This is a genomic window from Bradyrhizobium sp. AZCC 2262 (assembly GCF_036924535.1).
GTDB lineage: Bacteria > Pseudomonadota > Alphaproteobacteria > Rhizobiales > Xanthobacteraceae > Bradyrhizobium.
Map to the genome: position 1 here is coordinate 3,624,339 of NZ_JAZHRT010000001.1, position 20,116 is coordinate 3,644,454.

Here is a 20,116-nt window from a genome sequence, read left to right on the forward strand (position 1 = left end):
AAGGGAACCATTTTCACGGCCCAGGTTCCATCCGCTGATAGTCCGGCAAACGGACATCAGTGCGCAAGAATAAGGGACAGGGAAAATGGATACGGCCGCTATTGCAATCACAACCTGCATCGCACTTTACCTCGTACTCCGCCTGACGTTGCGGACCTACTTTCCGCCAGACACCTGACGGCTCCTCCTCACGAGGCCCGAGGGATCATGTGCGTGCATTCGAAGCCCAGGTCGGATACCGATCGAAGGCACCTCAAGCTGACCGTCTAGCGTCGACCGATTCTCTATTGCGTTTGCCGATCAGGTCGTCGCGGCGATGAAGAACCGCCAAGCCGAAGATCGCGCCATGGCCAGTATGCGGCGAGGCGAACGCTCCCGGCGCCGACGCGACTTTCCATCACGCCTGAAGCAAAGCCTTTCGGTTCGCTCGGAGCCGCCGCTGGCGACCGGCCGAAACGGCGGCCGTGGCGCTCGCATCGCAACTTTCCACGCGCACAACGAGAACTATTTCTTTCCCGATGCGATGGCGTGAGTGAATATCCTCCCGCAAGCCACGGACTCGTTCTCACACATTTTTTGCGGAAACAATGCGCGACTACACGTTAAAGGAGAAGGCGAAAATAACCGCCGGCGCGGTGGCGGCGCTCGTCATCGTGGCATGGCTTGCAGTCATCGCGTTGGCGTTGCTTTCCGGAGGAAAAAATAGAGCCACCTGGCGATGTCCCTGGAACTTTGTTCTACTGCAGCGAAGCCACATCAGGAACTTTGTTCTCCTCCGGAGAACTACGGGCAGGTACGTAAAACTCCATGGCTGACAATCTCTTGCGCGCCGACGGCGCCCGCGTTCTCTCCGACCTTCACGCGCTGCGCGCCATCGGCGCCTACAAGACCGGCGTTCACAAGCCGACTTTCTCCGAGCCGCATCTCGGCTCGCTAACGTGGCTGGTGCAGCGGCTTCCCGAGGCCGGTCTCACGGGCGAGATCGACGGCATCGGCAACATCCTCGGCACCAGCACGAAGTCAGGGCCAAAGCTGCTGGCGGGATCGCATCTCGAAAGCCAGAACCATGCGGGCTGGCTCGATGGACCGCTTGGCGTGGTCTATGCGCTCGAAGCCGCCCGCGTCATCAATCGCGATCCGAATACAAGCGGCGCGGTCGAAGTGGCGTCCTGGTGCGACGAGGAAGGGCATTTCGGACACTTCCTCGGCAGCCGCTCCTATGTCGGCGGCGTCACTGAAGCCGATATCGACGCGGCGCGCGACCGCAACAACGACAGGAGCATGCGCGACGCGCTGCGCGACGCCGGCCTCGCCGGCCGCGCCCGCGCGCAGTGCGAACGCGGTCGGCATATCGGATATCTCGAAGCCCATATCGAACAGGGCGAGACGCTGGAGAGCAGCGGCCTCAAGATTGGGGTCGTCACGTCCATCGTCGGGATCTGGCAATACCGCATCACGTTTGCGGGCGAACAAAATCACGCCGGCACCACGCGGATGGCCATCCGAAAGGACGCAGGCCTCGCACTCGCCAGATTTTGCGTCGATATCGACGAGCGCTTCCCGGCGGCCTGCAGCCCACGCACGGTGTGGACCACCGGCCGTATCACCCTCGATCCCGGCGCGCCGAGCATCATCCCCGGCGCGGCGGAAATGCTGTTCCAGATTCGCGACGACGATCCGGCCGTGATTGCGCGGCTGGAGGATCTGCTGCGCACCATGGCCGCAGAAGTCGACAAACAGGGTCGCTGCAGCGTCGCGGTGGAGCGCATTCGCACCGGTGCGCCCGCGCTGATGGATGTCGTCTTCCAGCAGGCCATCGAACAAGCCAGCGCAGCCTTTGCCGGCGGCAAGTCACTGCGCATGCCGAGCGGCGCCGGTCACGACGCCCAGATTCTCGCGACCGTGATGCCGGCCGGCATGCTGTTCGTGCCCTCGATCGGCGGCATCTCTCACCACTGGACCGAGAACACCGCTGACGCCGACATCGTCATGGGGGCCGAGGTCTTTGTCGAAGCGTGCCGGCGACTTTTGGCGAGGTGAGACCGAAGGACGACATGGCTGCTGGCACCAAGCCGACCTATTCGATCCGGGATATTCCACCGGGCGTATGGATCCTTGGTTTCGTCTCGATGCTGATGGACGTCTCGTCGGAGATGATCCACGCGCTGCTGCCGATCTACCTGGTTTCGGTGCTGGGCGCATCGATGGTGACGGTCGGTGTCATCGAAGGCATCGCCGAAGCGACCGCCTCCATCACAAAAATATTCTCCGGCGCGCTCTCGGACTGGCTCGGCAAGCGCAAATGGCTCGCCGCCGCCGGCTACGGTCTCGCGGCTTTCACCAAGCCGGTGTTTCCTCTCGCGCCAACCATCGACTGGCTGGTGGCGGCGCGTTTCGTCGACCGGATCGGCAAGGGGATTCGCGGCGCTCCTCGCGATGCGCTGGTGGCGGACCTCTCGCCGCCCGATCTGCGCGGCGCGAGTTTTGGCCTGCGCCAATCGCTCGATACGATCGGCGCCTTCATGGGCCCCCTGCTCGCCATTGCCCTGATGTGGTGGACCGCAGACAACTTCAAGGCCGTGTTCTGGTTTGCCGTGATTCCTGCCTTCCTGGCGCTGGCGCTGATCGTCTTCGCCGTGCGGGAGCCGGACCGGCCGAGCGAGTTGCGTACCGTGCGCAATCCGGTCAGCCTGGCGGAAATCAAAAACCTCGGGCCGGCCTTTTGGTGGGTGGTGGCGGTGGCAAGCGTGTTCACGCTGGCGCGTTTCAGCGAGGCGTTCCTCATTCTGCGCGCGCAGAGCGTCGGGCTTCCGATCACGCTGGTGCCGATCGTGCTGGTGGCGATGAATGTGGTCTATGCCGTCGCGGCTTATCCCGCTGGCGTCATGTCGGATCGGATGAGCCGCACGGCCGTGCTGGCGACCGGCATTCTGGTGCTGGTTGCCGCTGACATCGTTTTGGCGCTGCTGCCGTCGGTCGGCGGCGTTGCACTCGGCGTCGTGCTCTGGGGCCTGCATATGGGGCTGACGCAAGGATTGCTGGCCGCCCTCGTTGCCGATACCGCGCCGGCCGAGCTTCGCGGCACGGCCTACGGATTCTTCAACCTGCTCGCCGGTCTGGCAATGCTCGCCGCCAGCATCATTGCAGGCGCGCTCTGGGACATCACCGGGCCGCAGGGAACGTTCCTGGCCGGCGCCGGCTTCGCGCTGGTCGCGCTGGCGGGTTTGCTGATGGTCCATGGCAAGATCGGCAGCGGACCGGCCAGCCCGACGCCGGATTGAACAGCCGGCAAGCGCGCTGCCCGCCTCCACCATCAGTGAAAGGCCGTTGGCGAGCCGCCACTCCACGCCGGACGGCGACGACACCAGATTCCGCCAGGGGCCCCGCACCGAATACGGGTACGCGCCCGATGTGTCCGGGAGCCCGGAATTTCAGACCCGCTTGGCGACAAGGAGTCGCGTAAGACTTTCTTGCAAACGGCTGACCTTGCGGCCATTTTCGTAGGCGAGGTAAAGTTCCCCCATGTTGCTGCTGCAGGCCCTCCCCACATCGATCGGCGTTGCCGCCATTGCGCCGGCATTGCTGGTGCTCTGGCTCGTCGTTGCCGCCGACGAGCGCCCCGGCCCGCCCGCGCGGGTATGGCTCGCTTTCCTGCTCGGAGCCGCCAGCATTTCTCTATTGGGAATTGCACGCGCCCCGTTTGCCGCGATCCTTGCGGTGCCGGGAAATCCCTGGATGACGCAGGGCCTGCGTTCGGTCTTCGGCGTCGCCGCGCCCGAAGAGATCGTGAAGGTTCTCGTGATCATCGCCGTGTCGGTGCGGCGGCGTACGTTCGCGGACCCGATGGATACCGTGGTCTACGGCGCGGCCGCGGGCCTCGGCTTCGCGGCTTACGAAAACCTCGCTTATCTCGTGCAGCACTCCGACATGTGGCGATCGCTCGCCGCCTTGCGCAGCGTGCTGACGGTGCCGTTTCATGGCGCGCTTGGCATTATCGCGGGCGCCTATATCGCGATCGCGCGCGCCGGAACGGCGCTGGGCGCGCATCGGCATCATCGCGACTGGGCCCGTATCTCGAGCTGGTGTCTGGCGCTGTTCGCACCGGTCGCGTTGCACGCCGCATTCGATTTTCCGCTGCTGACATTGCAGAAACATCCCGATCTCGGCCCCACCACGCGAATGCTGCTCGGGGCGGCGAGCCTGCTGATCGGATTCAGCTCGATCGGATTTGCCATACGGCTGGTGCGGCGCGTCGGCCGGCATCATGCGCCGCGCACCGAGATCGCGCGTGAGCGGCTAAGCCAGCTGCGGCGGATGTGGGCGTTGCTGGTTGCCGGCGGCGGCGCGGGCTTTGCCGGCGTGGCCTTCCTGGTGACCTCGCTCCACCACTGGTTCGTCAACCCCGACCGCAACGTTTCGCTGCTGCTGATCCCGCTCGGCCTCACCTCGATCCTGATCGGCCTTGCACTGCTGATAGCCACCACCGCCATCTATATTTTCGGCCGGAACCGTATCCGAACCAGTTCGGAAGGCTTTTCGTCCGCGCCCGGCCCCGGCTGAACGTCATCCTTCCGTCGTTGATCTTGCGCAAAAAGCCCGGAGAACAAATTTTACCGGCAGAGAGCGCACGGGCTATATTGGTCAATCAGCGCGGCAGGCATCGGGAGTTTCCAATGACCCTTCCCCAAGATCTTCCCCCGGACATCGGCAAACTGCAGTCCGAAATGAACGCCAGGGTGAAGGCGCATTGGAAGGCCTTCCTGTTCGAGGGCATCGTGCTCGCTTTGCTCGGCCTTGCTGCGATGATCGTGCCACCGCTGGCAAGCCTCGCCGTCACCATCTTCCTCGGCTGGATGTTCCTGATCAGCGGCATTGCCGGGCTGTTCGTCACCTACTGGGCGCGGCAGATGCCGGGCTTCTGGTGGTCGCTGTTTTCGGCGGCGCTGGCCGTTCTGGCTGGCGGCATCCTGCTCGCAAAGCCCGAGCAGGGCACCCTCACGCTCACCGTCGTGGTTGGCGCGTATTTTCTGGCCGAAGGCGTCGTCACCATCATGTACGCGCTGGAGCACCGCCGCGAATTGTCGGAGCGCTGGTCCTGGCTGCTGATCTCGGGAGTGATGGACCTCCTGATCGCCTTCATCATCGTCGCAGGCCTGCCGGATTCGGCGCAATGGGCGATCGGCCTCCTGGTCGGGATCAACCTCGTGCTTGGCGGCGCATCGATGGTCGGCATGGCGCTCGCCGCGCGCAAATCCTGAGCCCGCCGATTAGAGAGCGTTTTCCAGCGAAGTGGAGACCGGTTCGCGCCAAGAAAACGCGTCAAAACAGAAACCTAGAGCCCCGTTCCGATTCAATCGGAACGGAAAAGGCTCTAGGGGGTGACAAGCCCGGACCGGTGCGCTATAGAGCCGGCCATGATCATGATCGCCGCCAGCAACTTTTGGTATTTTAGCTTCGACAGCTCGCTGGCGGTGGGAGGATCGCGCTCAATCTGACGAATTGAAGCCAAGAAGTCCGAACAGCCGCCAAACCTGGCGGCTTTTTTTATTGGCCGGCAGGTTCCCAACAAACAGGAGCCATAGCCGTGTTGAGCACCACCGACGATCTTCGAATTAGCGAACTGAAAGAGCTGAGTACGCCGCAGGAGGTGATGCGTGAGATCCCGCGCACCTTGACCGCGACACGCGTGGTGATGGCGGCGCGCAACGCCATCCACGCCATCCTGAACGGCACCGACGACCGCCTGCTGGTCGTGGTCGGCCCCTGCTCGGTCCACGATCCCGTCGCGGCCGTGGAATACGCCGAACGCCTCGCTGCCTTGCGGGAAAAACTTGCCGACCGCCTCGAGATCGTGATGCGGGTCTATTTCGAGAAGCCGCGCACCACGGTGGGATGGAAGGGGCTGATCAACGATCCCAATCTCGACGGCTCTTTCGATATCAACAGGGGCCTGCGGCTGGCGCGCAACGTGCTGTCGGCGGTGAACAATCTCGGCCTGCCGGCGGGAACGGAATTCCTCGACATGACGACGCCGCAATACATTGCCGACCTGATGGCGTGGGCGGCGATCGGCGCGCGCACGACCGAGAGCCAGATCCACCGCGAGCTGGCTTCCGGGCTGTCGTGCCCGGTCGGTTTCAAGAACGGCACCGACGGCAATGTCCGCATCGCGGCCGACGCCGTAAAATCGGCCTCGCATCCCCACCATTTCATGGCGGTGACCAAGGGCGGGCGCTCGGCGATTGCGGCAACCACCGGCAACGAGGACTGCCACATCATCCTGCGTGGCGGTCACCAGCCGAACTACGACCGGGAAAGCGTCGATGCCGCGTGCCTCGAACTTGTCCGTGCCGGCGTGGCGCCGCGGCTCATGATCGACACCAGCCACGCCAACAGCAACAAGAAGCCGGAGAACCAGCCGCTTGCCGTGGCCGACATCGCGCAGCAGATCTCGAAAGGCGAGCAGCGCATCACCGGCGTCATGATCGAGAGCAATCTGGTGGCCGGCCGCCAGGACGTGGTGCCGGGCAAGCCGCTGACCTACGGGCAGAGCATCACCGACGGCTGCATCGACTGGGAGACGACGGTGTCCGCACTGAATGTGCTGGCCGATGCGGTGGAGACGCGGAGGAACGCGCAATCGCGCAAGTTGCGTGAGGAGCGTTCGGCCTAGCCGCCCGGGCCGGATGACGGCGGAGCAGGGCACGCAGTCGGCGCGCCCTGCTCCCGTTGATCGAAGCTGCAACCTCGATCCGGACCGTGAACGCACGAATCCGGATCACCTCTCCTCCAAATGCATGACTACCCCGACAGGCACACGCCGTACACATGGCAAAACCACCCAGCCTGTGGCGTACCTCACATGAAGAAATCGCACTCCGAAATATACGTTCCTACCGCGTCAGGCCCGTCACCAAGCTGTAGCGGCCTCGGGCCGGGCAACTCAACCAATGTCTGGAATCGTGCGATGACGCCAAGGATTGTGAACACCTTTGCCCCGGCCATCCGGCTACTGCTGATCGCTGCTCTCCTTGTCCCAAACTTGGCAAATGCCGCTGACGAGACTCACGTTCAATTCTGCTGGGCGATGGGAAAGCACGACCATACGATCTACTTCGCCGAAGTCGAGAATCGCGAGGATCGTCAGGCAAGCTTTGACACGCTGCTCGAGATTTCAGGCATCGATCACGAGGCGGTGAATTGCAGCACGTCAGACTCTGCAACGCATCGTTTGGCGCGCGCGGCGCTAATTAAAAGCTGGCGAGAGTCCGAGTTCGAAATCGAGAACACCACATTCTTGTCGGATCTCGACTACTAGCGCTTGGATTCATTAGCTAGGCCGCGGAGGCAACTGCGGGTCCCTTAGCGATCAATGTGCGTCGATCGTGAATCAAGCTCTCCAGCCGGTGGGCTGCCACGTTCAGTGTGGCATCATCCACCGCGCTCTCGTCTCCAGCAGCGGATTTGGCGCGCTCCGCCTTTAGAATGTCGTCGATTTCGTCTTCGATATCCGAAAGTTCAGCCTCTGCATCGACTTTCCGGATCCGGCGCGACAGGGCATAGAGAGAATCGAGCGGGCCTTCGGTCGCGCGGTTGCCGATGCCCAGGAATTTCCACGCCGCCGCAAGCATGGTGGCAGCACCACCCAGTACCATCGGCGTCAAATAGATCCAGTTGCCGTATTCATCCATGAAGCTCTGCGTGGTGCTGTTGTAGACGGCTGCTGCGCCAGGATGCAGCGGAAGGTAAGCATCCTGGTCGGTGCTGGGCGCGGTGATCTGCGCGAAAATCGGCTGCTCGCGCAGAAGATTCCTGCGTACGCTCATGATCGCCTGCGTGAGGCTGGTTACCAGATCAATGCCGAGCTTCTTTTGCGCAACCAGGTATAGTGAGGTCCTCAGGGTCGTCAGGTCATCTTCCGGAACCGGCGGCGATCCCCGCAGCGTGCCCTTCGGGACGTCGAAACTTTCAAAGGCACGTTGGGCCTCTGCAATTGCTGCCGCGGACTCGATTGGAATCAGTACCGGGGCCTTTTTGTGGTCGAGCTGAAAAAATCCGCGAACGAGCGAGAGGTATTTTTCGGCGAGCGGGATCGTGACGAGCAGGGCACTGACCTGTTTTGACTGAAAGGCTTGCCGGACATCCGTCAAAGCAAGGTTCTTGAATACAACTTTTGCGCTCGTCAGATCATATTCGTTGGTCAACGCGTCGACAATTTTGGCGTTCACTGCTCCGCCGACGACGCCGACCGTGCGCCCCTTCAGGTTGGCTACGCTGTCGATTGACGATCCCGGCGGCGCGATGATCAGGACGACCATATGGCTGACGACGACAACGGCTTGCGCCTGCGACAAGTCACCTACATCGCCGCGAACCACAGCCAGATCGACCTTACCAGCGGAGAAGGCGTTAGCGGCCTCAAGCGCGGTGCCGCTGTCGATAACTTTGAGCCGCACCGGCGCGTTCGTCGAAACGAGTTCGCCTGCTATCGCTGACATTGCCTTGGCAGCCTCGCCGTCGATCGAACCGACCGCCACGGTCAGTGTTGCCGGGCGGGTGTAGTACCGATAGGCAAGGAGACCTGCGCCTGCGGCAAAAACGGCGACACCGATAAGCAGGAAAAAACGAAGCCAAAGCGGCAATTTCGTCGACATCATGCTCGTCACTCCAGACGTGTCGGCCGATGGATTGGCGCCGGCGCTTCCTCAACCCTCTATGGTCTTCGTCGGACGGACGCTCGGCGTAGTCAGTGGCCCCATCCCGGCATACACCTCGTTCGGCACCCTGTAGACCTGCAGCACATGGGCGGTGTTGTTGAGACCGCAGGCCTCGCGCTGCACGACGAAAAGCCAGAGCGCATATCCCGCCTGTTCGACGAGGCCAGTGCGGATTTTTCGATCGGTATTGGCCGTTCGCGGGCATGCAGCAAGTGCCGTCAACGCGGCCTCGAGCCGCCGTCCAAGCCGTCCGAGCGCTGAGGCCCTCTCCTCGGCGATCTCGTATTCGAGAGTGGCGTATCCGGAATGAAGTAGATTCAACGCCATATTGGCGCGCTCCGAAACGTGGCCTGCAAATTACAATTATCTGTCATCTTATTGGTCGGCAGGGAGCTGTTCAAGACAAGACGCGCGTATTTGCTGACTCGGATGTGGGTCAGAACACGTCGATCGTCGGGAAACGAGGCTCCGCTGTGATGCAGTCCCAAAGGTAAATTGCAAAACCGATGTCGCCGGTCCAAAGGGAATATCGTCCGCGGCCAACGGCCATCTGAGAGCCGCGATACTGAACGATGGCCGTCATCGCGAATTGGCGTGCGCGGTCGAGCCAGATCGGGTCGTTGGTGCGGCGGTAGAGTTTCAGGAATGCGTAGCCATTGCCGCCCGTACCGTGGCAAAGGTTCGAGCCCTTGGTAAGCGGTCCGGCGGCCCAGTTGAAGCGACCGCCATCCAAAAGAAGTGCGTCAAATTCAGGGGTCGCGAACGGCGCATCTGCAAAGGTCGTCACCATGCCGGGGGCACCGTGACAGTGCTGACACATCTTTGGCGGTGTCTCGCGCTTGCTTCTCGCGCCCCAATTGGTTCCAGCTTCAGACTGCCACGCATTCGCTGCAAGCGTCTTCGGCACAAACTTAGCCACCTGCGCTTGCTGCGTCGGCGTCAACCAATCCCACCCGCGCAACAACGGGATGGCGTTGCCAGCGAAACCGTGAACCGGTCCGAGCCAACGGTCGTTGGTGCCATAAAGATCCTGCGTCCAAAGTGGCCCTTGCGGCGTGTCCTCCAGGTCGCCCAACAGCCGCGCTACCTGTGTTTCGAACAGGCCCCGCCACCGGGATTCACCTGTCATCTCGGCCATGTGAATCGCGGCCAGCATGGATCCGGGCATGCCCCACATCAGTTCCCGGATCGGCAGTTCCATATTTGCTTCGGCGCGAGCGTGAACCAGATCGGCGAGGCTCGACGTGGGCGCAAGGCGCATCGCGACAAGCGCCGTACCCATGTCGCCGAACAGCAGCGAGCCATGCTTCGCATAATCGTTTGGCGAAAGGCTTTCGAAAGCGGCGATCGTCCGCTCCAGTAGCTTTGGAAGCACGGGGCGGAAGTCTTTGGTGACGTTGACAGCCCCGATGCGATGCAAATAGTCCAGCGCCCAGATAACGCCGGCCGCGCCCCAGTAGAAGCTGGGGTTACCGTCGCCCACCCCATCGTCACTGGGGTGAGCCGGCCAGAACGTGTCGGGATCGAAATGGGCGATTGCATCGGTCGCAATCTCTTCGATCGCAGCCCGGACAGCCGGTTCATTCCAGGCGTCCTGTGTAAGCGCACGATGACGACCGAGGACAATCATGCCTGAGGCGGCCCCCTATCTTCCGACCGTCACGCCCGCGGTTGAACGCAAGGCGTCCCTGATGCTCGTGGCCTTCATGTCATCGAGCACTTCCCGCGTCAGGACGGTGGTTTGCCCGGGAATGTTGAGGATCGGTTCGGCCGCCCGCGGCGGGGAAAGGCGATTGGCCTTGTAGGGCGCCGCCGGGTCGACATAGGAATCGCGGTCGGCGGCCTGCCTCCGGGCGGCGTTTTGCGTCGCATGCCGGGTTGCCCTGAGCGCGTCGGATCGAGAATAGCTGGCCGGCCCCTGAACGGACGCCGGCGTATGACGCGGCTCTCCGGCGGCGACGGCAGACGCGCCGTTGCAAAAGCAGACAGCGGCAACGGCGATCATTCGCAACAGTTGGGCGGGCATGCGACCTCCCATCTCGGCTATCCTGCGCGCTCTAGCAGCCGCGGCAGATGCTCTTGATCTTGCGGTCGAGCGCGGCGTTTTCCTTGCTCAAGGGATCGTTCGGATCGTTCAGATTCTTCTCGCTGGGCACGTCGCCGGCGCGCGGCTGGCGATGGCCGACCGGCGCCTGTATCACCCCGCCGCCGCCTCCGCTTCCGCCGGAGTTCTTCGGAACGGACGACGACCCCTGCGCGAACGCGTCCGCCCCGCCGATCAGGACCACCAGTGCTATCGAGAGGATTGATGTTCGCATGTTGGTTCTCCCGTTTCCCGTCTCTTGTTATCGCGCCGGCACGTCGATCGTTGCGCAATTGCGGCGTCCCTGGCCGGCGCAGTCCTGTGCCTTTCGTACATCGGCCATGGTGCCGAGCAACCAGATTCCGGCGGCTACCAGCCCACGAAGAAGCCGAGCAGCACGGCGTTTTCGACCGTGCGATTGCCTTCATCTTCCGGCGGCTCCCGTTTGCTCTCGCCGTCCTCCGTCATCGCCCGATCACGGCTCTGGCGGATAGAGATGAACGTCGCCGCAATAGTCGACGACACGATACCGCGTTTCCGAGGATAGAACACATTCCCTGGAACTTGCATGCGACAAATAATTCGGGCCAATCGGCGCCTTTCCATGGCCGCCGGGAATATCGAGCACATAATCCGGCTGGCACAGGCCGGAGACGCGGCCCCGCAAACGGCGCATCAGTTCCTGACCCTCTGCGACCGTGGTGCGCAGATGCGCGGTTCCCGGCGCCAGATCGCCATGATGCAGATAGTACGGTTTGATTCGATTTTCGACAAAAGCCCGCATCAGCGCTTCCAGAACAGCGGCATCGTCATTGACGCCGCGGAGCAGCACGGTCTGGCTCACCAGCGGAATGCCGGCATCCGCCAGCCGCGCGCAGGCCAGGCGCGCCTCATCAGACAGTTCACGCGGATGATTGGCATGAACGGCGACCCAGGTCGTCGCGCCGTCAACGCGCAGCGCTTCGACCATGTCCTCATCGATGCGCGCCGGCGCCGCCACGGGCACGCGGGTGTGGATGCGGACGATCTTGACGTGATCGATGGCTGCGAGGTCCGCCATGATCTCGGAAAGCCGCCGTGGCGACAGCATCAGCGGATCGCCGCCGGTCAGGATGACTTCCCAGATTTCGTTGTGGCCGCGGATATAGTCCAGCGCGTCGCGATAGGCGGCTTCCGACAGCGCGGTCGCCTTGCCCGGCCCGACCATCTCGCGGCGAAAGCAGAACCGGCAATACACCGCGCAGACATGAACCAGCTTGAACAGCACGCGATCGGGATAGCGGTGGACGATGCCGGGGACCGGCGAATGGGCGTCGTCGCCGATCGGATCGGCGTTTTCGCTTGATCCGCTCACCAGTTCCAGCGCGATCGGAATGAACTGCCGCGCGATCGGATCGTCGGGGCTTTCGGTGTCGATCAGGCCGGCGATATCAGGCGTCACGGCGATGGCATAGCGCGCGGCGACGCGTTCGAGGTCGGCGAGATCGGCAGCCTTCGCCAACCCGCGCTCCACGAGCTCGGCGGGCTGCCGCAGCGTGGCCGCCAGTTTCGGATCTATCCTGTTCATGTCTCTCCTGCCGGCGGCGTCCATACCACCTGATCGACCCGCAGCGCGCCGGCCGCCAGCATCACCAGCCGGTCGAAACCGAGCGCGACGCCGCTTGACGGCGGCATCGCGGCAACGGCTGCCAGAAAATCCTCATCCAGCGGATAGCGCTCGCCGTAGCGCCGCTCCTTCTCGTCCATATCGGCGGCGAAACGGCGGCGCTGTTCGGCAGCGTCAGTCAATTCGCCGAAGCCGTTGGCAAGCTCGACGCCGCAGGCATAGACCTCAAACCGTTCGGCGACCCGCGGATCGGCCGCCTTCGCCCGTGCAAGGGCCGCTTCCGGCGCCGGATATTCGAACAGAACCGTCAAACGCCCCTGCCCCAGATTCGGTTCGACATGCTCGACCAGCACCTTGCTGAAGATGTCCGACCAGGTGTCGTCATCGGTGATCCGCACCCGTCCATTTGCAGCCGCGGCGAGCGCCGCGCGATCACCCTCGCCATTCGTGACGGTGGCCAAGAGATCGATCCCGGCAAAGCGCTCGAAAGCCGCCGCCACCGTCAGCAATTCCGGTTCGGCAAACGGATCGGCCGTTCGGCCCCGGAACAAAAACCGGCCGATTCCGGTGGCCTGCGCCGCATGCGCGATCACGACGATGGTGTCAGCCATGACCGCATCGTAGCTCGCTTCCGCGCGATACCATTCCAGCATCGTGAATTCGGGCAGATGCAGATCGCCGCGCTCGCGGTCGCGGAACACACGCGCGAACTCGAATATTTTGGCTTCACCCGCGGCGAGCAGTTTTTTGGCGGCGAACTCCGGCGACGTCCGCAGATAGCGCGTCGCGCGGGTGCCGTCGCCGCTGGTCAGTTCGGTGCGCGGCGCATGCAGATGCGTCTCGTTGCCCGGCGAGACCTGCAGGACGGCGGTCTCGACCTCGGCAAAACCCTGTTCGTCGAACCAGGCCCGCACCGCCTTCGTGATCGCATTTCGCGCCATCAGGAACGGCTTGCGGTCGGCGTGGCGCGCAGGCGACCACCATGGCGAGGGCTGGGCGGTCCCGACCATCAGCAACGGTCCTTGCTGAGCCACGGAGCGCTCTCCGCAGAGCCTGAAAAGCCATTCAAGAAATCGGCAAATGCCATTGAAATTGTTCGACTTTCTCTGTGTGACCGCGCGCGGGCGGCAAAGTCTCGCGCCTAATCCATCCTGTCATGACGAAACCAGCTCACCTTGTCCATTCCGCTCGATAGGCCGAGGCCGAGCGCTGAACCTTGTGCCCGGCTCCGCAGTCCAATGGCCAGAATTTGCAACAGGATACGCGCATGTCTGGCGGCTGGTTGGGAAGAACTGCAATCCTCTTGTTGATGGTACTGGTCACGGTGATGCCGGCCACCGCCGACAGCCCTGGCAGCGAATTGGAACGGCTGCCGGATGCGGACGACACGTTCACTTCACCCGACGGCCAGATACGTGTTGAACAATATTCGAAGAAGAAGGGCGAATACGATCTCGCGTACCAGTTCTGGACCTTCGACGAGAAGCATCAGCACGGCGCGCTGCTGAATCGCGCTGTTTCTGTACCGGCGGACCGGCGATCAATTTTCAACGGCGACGCCGAAGCCCTTGGGCGACATGGCCTGGGACTATTTCTTCAGCCAGCCGGTGTCCAGGAAGATGCACCGGAAATCCAGGGATCGCGATTCGCTCAATCACCTGCAGGTACATCTGGTCCAGGGGATGGACGATAATTACGCCGGGATGGGAAAGCATTGGCCTGACAGCCGCTATATCATGCTCACCCTTTCGTTCGACTCACAGGGTGAGGACAAGCCGCTACCCTGGATCGAGGACTGGCGCTGTGTCTTCGATACGAAGACCGGGCAATTCTCGATTCCCTCCGATTTCGCCGGCCACAACGCCAAAGCAGTCGAGTTCCCCGACCGGCGCGGCCGATAAGTCCAACAAAATAGGGCCGTTACGGCCTGAGGCATTCCCCTGGGAATGGCGGCAAAACGCTGGCATCGACGGGCAAAATCAGTATGTTGCAGCCCGAAACCGCCGGATCGGCCCCACGGACGCCCATGTCCGGATTGGCCGATGGCCAGAAATTCAGGAAAACAGCTTTGAAAGTCATCGCCAGTTCTATTCGCAAGGGCAACATCATCGAGCAGGACGGCAAGCTCTACGTCGTCCTGACCGCCGAAAACATCCATCCCGGCAAGGGAACCCCGGTCAGCCAGATCGAAATGCGCCGGATCGGCGATGGCGTAAAGATTTCGGAACGCTACAAGACCACCGACCAGGTCGAGAAGGCCACCGTCGAGGATCACAATTTCAATTACCTGTACGAAGATGCCGACGGCTTCCACTTCATGAACGCCGAGACCTACGACCAGGTCCAGGTCTCCAAGGAAATCGTCGGTTCGTCCGCGCCCTATCTGCAGGAGAACATGACCGTGAAGCTCTCGCTTCACGACATGAACCCGGTCGCGATCCAGCTCCCGCAGCGCGCGACGCTGGAAGTCGTGGATACCGAGCCGGTCACCAAGGGTCAGACCGCGTCTTCCTCCTATAAACCTGCTATCCTCTCCAACGGCGTTCGCACCGCGGTGCCGCCGCACATCGGAACGGGAACGCGGATCGTGGTCATGACCGAGGACGGCTCTTACGTCGAGCGCGCGAAGGATTAAGACCGCGCAGCATAGTGTTTTGAAAAGAAGTGCGTACTGGTTCGCGTAAAAGAAAACGCGTCAAAACAAGAATTTTAAAGCGTCGGTTCTGATTCGATCAGAACCGATAATTCTCTGGAATTCGGGCACGCCGGGGGGCGATTGCATTGAATACGATGGCTGTCCCCTTGCTCAGGCGTTGGCTGGCAGTCCTTTGTTTGCTCCCGGCCGGGCTCGCCGGCGCTGCCGCCGAAGAGTTCCGGACGCCGTCGATCACGGCCGTCCGCGTCGAATGGCGGGCGGTTCTCGATCAGCTCCGCACCGAGATCGCCACCCAGCCGACGATCGCTTCCCGATTCACGTTCGCCGGTCAGCGGCGCGTGCCGGCATGGGATCCGCGCTCGACGCCCGCGCTGGTGCAATTGAACGCGATCAACGCAAGCATCTTCGCCGGGATCGGACGCAGTCCGGTGCCGGTGCTGTTGCCGTTCGATACCGCGGGCTATCTCGAAGACCAGGCCGACGGCACGCCGCTGCCGCTATCGAACTACCAGGCAGACTTCCGCCCCGCGGACCTGTTTCACGCCGGTCCGGCCGGCTACGACGCGGTGTTTTCGCTGCAGCCCGGCGCGGGCGGCGGTCTGCCGTCACGGACCTTCGCCAGGCCGGTCGAAGTGCAGATCACGGGCTCGATCCTCATCTACGACCTCGCCGATTCGCTTGGCGGCAGGGGCGAGCCGGTCAAGGCGCTGGCGGCGCAGTTCCCGGACGTGCGCCGCTTCATCCGTGAAGGTTATGTGCGCTACGCCTTCACGCGCTTCGGGGTGCCCTATGTGGTGTCGATCCAGTGTCTGGACTCGGCGCCGCGGGCGCGGCGGCTGGCATGTCGCGAGGCCTATCCTATTGCCGAGCGCTTTCTGAAAGCCTTGCGCATCGCTGGCGGACAGCCGGCGCAGCCGCGCCACGACATCTCAACCGAGATCGTCGAACGGCCGACGGCGGTTTCGCCCGACTTCAGCTATTACCCGGGCGGCGACATCATCGCCCGCAGCAGCGTGCGGCGGCGCGGCGGTCGCGCCGATTTCGCGGCCTATTCGCAAATCCGTTTTCCGCTGGAGAAAACGCCGGCCGCCATCCGCTCGCAATCCTTCGGCAGGAAAAATTCCCAGGTGGGCCGCGGCATCTATCCGTGGCGCGACAATTTTTGCGAAGCCCGCAGCTTCCAGGTCGGGCAATGCGCCGCCGGCTTCGGGCACCAGGGCCAGGACATCCGCCCCGCGCCCTGCCCGCCGAACAGCAACAGCGAAAGCAGTTGCCATCCGAGAAAGCAGGCCGTCGTCGCCGTCCGCGACGGTGTCGTCATCCGTTCGCTGAAGCAGCAGGCCGCAACGCTGCAGATCAATACAAGCAACGAGCACATCCGCTTTCGCTACATGCACATGAACCCGTCAGCCCTGGATGCGGACGGCATTCTCAACGGGCGCCGGGTCGCCGAGGGCGAAAAGATTGGCGTGGTCTCCAACTATCTCGATTTCCCGAACGGCACCTCGTACCACCTGCACTTCGACGTGCAGGTGTTCACGCGCGACGGCTGGATCTGGGTCAACCCCTACACCACCCTGATCGCATCCTATGAACGCCTGATCCGCAGCCGCGGCCGCGAGATCGGCACCGATCCTCCGGCAGCAGCCGCCGTGGCCCACGCGTTGCCGGAGGATGTGGTTCGTCGCAGCCCGCGAGAAGGCCGCGAGAACTAGGCCCCGCACCTATAAATGCGAAGCGGCCACCAGACGTCCGCCTTTGGCAGGCAATCCAGGCCCACGACGGGATTGTTCAAGGACTCGCGATGAGCAATGGCTGCACGTTTGCGCCGCCCGCCATCAGGGGATTCGACGGCTCGAAGCGCTGTCGCAGTTCTCGCTTCCGGACGAGCGCGCGCGCAACAACATAGGCTTCCTTCAGGCTTCTGGCTCGCCGGAGCGCCACGTTGAAAAAGGCATCACCGAAATAGGTCCACTTGGCCTTGTCCTGGCAGCCGAACGATGGATGGTTGGCATCGGCCGCGGTGATAACCAGGACATCGGGGTTGGCGAGACGAGGGATAAAGACTCCGGAATAGCAGGCCGAGATGACCACCACCTTGTGTCGCACGCTCGTCCGCGCCAACATATCGGCGAGATTGGACGGCGTGAGCGTTTGCTCGAGCCGCCCCGCTTTGACTGCAAGACCGTCGGGGGAGCCATGCGAGGTCAGTATCAGGAACAGAACGTCGTTCTCGGCGTCCATCCCATTGGCTGCCACTTGCAACGACATGGCCAGGGCCTCGATCGTTGCGCCTCCGCCTTTCTTCGAATTGTATTGCACGTTGACTGGGCCACTCCCGAAACGGCCCGCCACGACCTGTGCTGCGCCGGTCGCCTCGCGTCTAAACACGCCTTGATCGCCGAAAAGGCCAAAGGACACCACGCTCACCCTGGGAGCGTCCTCAACCGCGTGCGTCGGCGAAACCGACGGCACGACCGTCAAAACAAGCGCGATGAGCGCTGCGCCGAGCCGGCTGATCCAGGAGTTGGACGTCATTGCGAACCTTGTCTCGTTATGGCTACTATAGCATAGCAGCCCAACCCGCGACACGCGCTGGTGGCCAACGATCTGGCCTTCATCAAACTTGCACCAATCAGCATCCTGTTCGGCGTTAGCGAGTGGACGTCGTGACTTCTAAGATGCTGCCGCGTCCACGGCCTGCTTCCGAGCCGGTGGTGTCCAACGAAAGGCGGCGCCGAACCTGTTCCAGACATTGATCGAGGCGATTGCCGAGGTGAGATATGCCAGCTCCTTCTCCGAAAACTCGGCGCTCGCTTGCGTATAAACTTCATCGCTGACACCGTCGCTGAGCAAGGTCAGCGCTTCCGTCCAGGCCAGTGCCGCACGTTCACGCTGCGAGAACTGCGGCGCCTCGCGCCAGACCACTACCAGATTGAGTTTATCGGCGGGCACACCGAGCTTCTCGCCCTCCAGGATGTGATACTGCACGCAGAATGCGCAGCCATTGATCTGCGAGGCGCGCAGCTTGATCAGTTCGAGCAGTTGCTTGTCCATCCCCGCCTTGGCCGCGACCTGACCGAGCGCCAGCACGGCACTGTAGGCGTCCGGTGTCAGCGACATGAAATCCTTGTACTCGCTGCGGGCGTGCGTCATTTTTCCTGGCCTTTTGTTGTCGGTCCTCCCGTGCATTATAGGAGGCCCCTGCACCCCGTCCATGGCCGGGCGCGGCAAGTGAAATCGCGGCAAGATTGTCAGCAAAATTGCGGTTCCCGCGGCGTCATGGCTTTTGGCGGAGGCCCGCCGCACCGCTAGAATGTCGGGCATGAAACAGCCTGATTCCCGGATAGCCCCGACCCGCCGCGCCCTGCTGCAGGCCAGCATCGGCGCAGGCGCCCTGCTTGTCACGCCACTTGCCGTGTTTGCGGCGCCGCCGCCCGGCTTCGACCAGTGGCGCGACAATTTTCGCGCGCGCGCCCTTGCCAAAGGCATCTCGGATGCGACCTGGACGCGGGTGATGGGCCGCATCGAACCCGACATGAGCGTGTTCCGGCAGATGCAGAAACAGCCGGAATTCAACGAGCAGATCTGGCAATACATCAACCGCCGCGTCTCGGACTGGCGCATCATCAACGGCCGCGAAGCGCTGAAGAAGCACGAGGCGCTGTTCGCCCGGATCGAACAGGATTTTGGCGTCGAGCGCGGCACGCTGCTGGCGCTGTGGGGCGTCGAGTCAGCCTACGGCGATCCGCTGGTGCAGCAGAACCATATGCGCCCGGTTTTCCCGGCGCTCGCAGCGCTTGCCTGGAACGAGCCGCGCCGCCGCGTCTATTGGGAAACCGAGCTGATCAACGCGTTGAAGATCGTCGACCGTGGCTGGAGCACACCGGAGGAAATGCGGGGATCCTGGGCCGGCGCGATGGGTCATACACAATGGATGCCGGAAGTCTGGCTCAATGTCGGCATGGACTACGACAAGGACGGCCGCGTCTCGCCGTTCGGCAAGCCCGACGATGCGCTTGGCTCCAGCGCGCGCTATCTGCTCAACCGCGGCAAGTATCACCGCGGCGAGCATTGGGGCTATGAGGTCAACGGCTCAGGGTCTTCGAGCGGCAGCCGGACGTACGCGGCTTGGGCCAGCGCGGGCGTGACGCGCGCCGACGGCAAACCGTTCCCGCAACCGAACGCGTCAGCGCAGATGTGGGTGCCGGTTGCGGGTGGCCCGGCGTTCCTGCTGGGTCCGAATTTTTATTCGGTGAAGAGCTACAACCCATCGATGAACTACGCGCTGGCGATCTGCCATCTCGGCGACCGCATTCTGGGCGCGCCACCCTTCATTCACCCCTTCCCCGGATCCGAGCGCGCGCTGACACTCGCCGAAGTCCAGGAAGTACAGACGCGGCTGACCAAAGCCGGCTTCGATACCGGCGGCACCGACGGCCGCGTCGGCAACGACACCATGAAGGCGGTGAAGGATTATCAGACCAAGATGGGGCTATTGCCCGCCGACGGTTACGGCGGGCTAAAGGTGCTGGCGCGGTTGAGGCAAGGCGGTTAGGCCGTGTGCTGATCTGCAATAGGGTGAGAGAGGCTGCCATGTAGGCAGCCTCTCTCAATACCTTGATGCTATCCCCGCCCAGCCGCCCGCCCCGTCATGGGGACTCATCCCTATGTGGAAATGAAACGACAAGACTCACCCCATCCCGAACTCACGTGTGGGCTTCGGATCGGTCTCGAACAACCGTTGTGCGGCCTCGGCGTTCGTGGCGCAGCGCTCAAGCCAGCGAGCCACGAGAAAATCAACCCGCGCGGCAAATCGCAGTTGAGCCGCTGCCAGCACAAACCTCGCGTCCAAACTCCGATCGGATGGTCTCTTGACGTCGTTGCGGGCGTTCATCTTGCCCTCCTGCCGTTTCGGCGGAGGGAGCGGCCCTGCACCGAGAGTTACACTCTTGCTTTGCGGATCAGCCCCGCTTCGAGCTGAAAATTCGGACCCCGTGTCATCACGGACATGCACGACCAATCGGCCAGCCGAATAAGCGGCCGGACGCGGG

Annotated in this window: 21 protein-coding genes; 11 read left to right on the plus strand and 10 right to left on the minus strand. The window is 62.8% G+C overall.

The features are described from left to right. Positions 1–807: 807 nt before the first annotated feature. The 6 genes from V1283_RS17260 (at position 808) to V1283_RS17285 (ending at position 7,318) form a co-directional block, all read left to right on the plus strand. Positions 808–2,040, plus strand: a complete 1,233-nt coding sequence (locus V1283_RS17260) for a Zn-dependent hydrolase (RefSeq protein ID WP_334387649.1) — start codon at positions 808–810, stop codon at positions 2,038–2,040. Between the two features lie 14 nt (positions 2,041–2,054). Next, positions 2,055–3,281, plus strand: coding sequence for an MFS transporter (locus tag V1283_RS17265; protein ID WP_334387650.1), 1,227 nt, complete (start codon positions 2,055–2,057; stop codon positions 3,279–3,281). 241 nt (positions 3,282–3,522) lie between these two features. Further along, a complete protein-coding gene (locus tag V1283_RS17270; protein WP_334387651.1) occupies positions 3,523–4,560 on the plus strand; it encodes a PrsW family glutamic-type intramembrane protease in 1,038 nt (345 codons plus the stop codon). Between the two features lie 113 nt (positions 4,561–4,673). Continuing rightward, positions 4,674–5,258 (plus strand): HdeD family acid-resistance protein, encoded by a 585-nt coding sequence (locus V1283_RS17275; protein WP_334387652.1) that lies wholly within the window; start codon positions 4,674–4,676, stop codon positions 5,256–5,258. 326 nt (positions 5,259–5,584) lie between these two features. Further along, entirely contained in the window at positions 5,585–6,673 is a 1,089-nt protein-coding gene (locus V1283_RS17280) for a 3-deoxy-7-phosphoheptulonate synthase (protein WP_334387653.1), read from the plus strand. A gap of 294 nt (positions 6,674–6,967) precedes the next feature. Beyond that, entirely contained in the window at positions 6,968–7,318 is a 351-nt protein-coding gene (locus tag V1283_RS17285) for a hypothetical protein (RefSeq protein ID WP_334387654.1), read from the plus strand. A gap of 16 nt (positions 7,319–7,334) precedes the next feature. Here V1283_RS17285 and V1283_RS17290 read toward each other — a convergent pair whose 3' ends face one another. The 7 genes from V1283_RS17290 to epmA all read right to left on the minus strand — a co-directional run bounded on the left by V1283_RS17290 (position 7,335) and on the right by epmA (position 13,416). After that, complete coding sequence (locus V1283_RS17290; RefSeq protein ID WP_334387655.1) at positions 7,335–8,657, minus strand: TAXI family TRAP transporter solute-binding subunit; 1,323 nt, start codon at positions 8,655–8,657, stop codon at positions 7,335–7,337. Positions 8,658–8,705: 48 nt separating this feature from the next. Next, entirely contained in the window at positions 8,706–9,044 is a 339-nt protein-coding gene (locus tag V1283_RS17295; RefSeq protein WP_334387656.1) for a DUF6665 family protein, read from the minus strand. Between the two features lie 109 nt (positions 9,045–9,153). Continuing rightward, a complete protein-coding gene (locus V1283_RS17300) occupies positions 9,154–10,347 on the minus strand; it encodes a lanthionine synthetase C family protein (RefSeq protein ID WP_334387657.1) in 1,194 nt (397 codons plus the stop codon). 15 nt (positions 10,348–10,362) lie between these two features. Next, positions 10,363–10,743, minus strand: coding sequence for a TonB-dependent receptor plug domain-containing protein (locus V1283_RS17305; protein ID WP_334387658.1), 381 nt, complete (start codon positions 10,741–10,743; stop codon positions 10,363–10,365). A 31-nt stretch (positions 10,744–10,774) separates the two neighbouring features. Further along, on the minus strand, positions 10,775–11,035 hold the full coding sequence (locus V1283_RS17310) for a hypothetical protein (protein ID WP_334387659.1): 261 nt from the start codon (positions 11,033–11,035) through the stop codon (positions 10,775–10,777). A 240-nt stretch (positions 11,036–11,275) separates the two neighbouring features. Beyond that, complete coding sequence (locus V1283_RS17315) at positions 11,276–12,367, minus strand: lysine-2,3-aminomutase-like protein (RefSeq protein ID WP_334387660.1); 1,092 nt, start codon at positions 12,365–12,367, stop codon at positions 11,276–11,278. Continuing rightward, positions 12,364–13,416, minus strand: coding sequence for an EF-P lysine aminoacylase EpmA (gene epmA / locus V1283_RS17320; protein ID WP_334393091.1), 1,053 nt, complete (start codon positions 13,414–13,416; stop codon positions 12,364–12,366). The genes V1283_RS17315 and epmA overlap by 4 nt, the downstream gene beginning before the upstream one ends. 257 nt (positions 13,417–13,673) lie before the next feature. Here epmA and V1283_RS17325 point away from each other — a divergent pair, with 257 nt between their 5' ends. The 4 genes from V1283_RS17325 to V1283_RS17340 all read left to right on the plus strand — a co-directional run bounded on the left by V1283_RS17325 (position 13,674) and on the right by V1283_RS17340 (position 16,777). After that, entirely contained in the window at positions 13,674–14,099 is a 426-nt protein-coding gene (locus V1283_RS17325; protein WP_334387661.1) for a hypothetical protein, read from the plus strand. Then, a complete protein-coding gene (locus V1283_RS17330; RefSeq protein WP_334387662.1) occupies positions 14,089–14,307 on the plus strand; it encodes a hypothetical protein in 219 nt (72 codons plus the stop codon). Before V1283_RS17325 ends, V1283_RS17330 begins: the two co-directional genes overlap by 11 nt. Positions 14,308–14,474: 167 nt before the next feature. Beyond that, positions 14,475–15,041 carry an elongation factor P gene (gene efp, locus V1283_RS17335; RefSeq protein ID WP_334387663.1) on the plus strand — a complete coding sequence of 189 codons (567 nt, stop codon included), beginning with the start codon at positions 14,475–14,477 and terminating at the stop codon, positions 15,039–15,041. A gap of 155 nt (positions 15,042–15,196) precedes the next feature. Then, a complete protein-coding gene (locus V1283_RS17340; protein ID WP_334393092.1) occupies positions 15,197–16,777 on the plus strand; it encodes a M23 family metallopeptidase in 1,581 nt (526 codons plus the stop codon). A gap of 76 nt (positions 16,778–16,853) precedes the next feature. Here V1283_RS17340 and V1283_RS17345 read toward each other — a convergent pair whose 3' ends face one another. Next, positions 16,854–17,600, minus strand: coding sequence for a C13 family peptidase (locus V1283_RS17345; protein WP_334387664.1), 747 nt, complete (start codon positions 17,598–17,600; stop codon positions 16,854–16,856). A gap of 138 nt (positions 17,601–17,738) precedes the next feature. Further along, the gene (locus V1283_RS17350; protein ID WP_334393093.1) at positions 17,739–18,218 is read right to left on the minus strand and encodes a carboxymuconolactone decarboxylase family protein; all 480 of its coding nucleotides are present in this window, start codon (positions 18,216–18,218) and stop codon (positions 17,739–17,741) included. 169 nt (positions 18,219–18,387) lie between these two features. On the opposite strand from V1283_RS17350, the gene V1283_RS17355 reads away from it, so the two are divergent. Continuing rightward, positions 18,388–19,620: a lytic murein transglycosylase gene (locus tag V1283_RS17355; RefSeq protein WP_334387665.1), complete on the plus strand. Its 1,233-nt coding sequence runs from the start codon at positions 18,388–18,390 to the stop codon at positions 19,618–19,620. Positions 19,621–19,755: 135 nt separating this feature from the next. Here V1283_RS17355 and V1283_RS17360 read toward each other — a convergent pair whose 3' ends face one another. Beyond that, complete coding sequence (locus V1283_RS17360) at positions 19,756–19,959, minus strand: hypothetical protein (RefSeq protein WP_334387666.1); 204 nt, start codon at positions 19,957–19,959, stop codon at positions 19,756–19,758. Between the last annotated feature and the right edge of the window lie 157 nt (positions 19,960–20,116).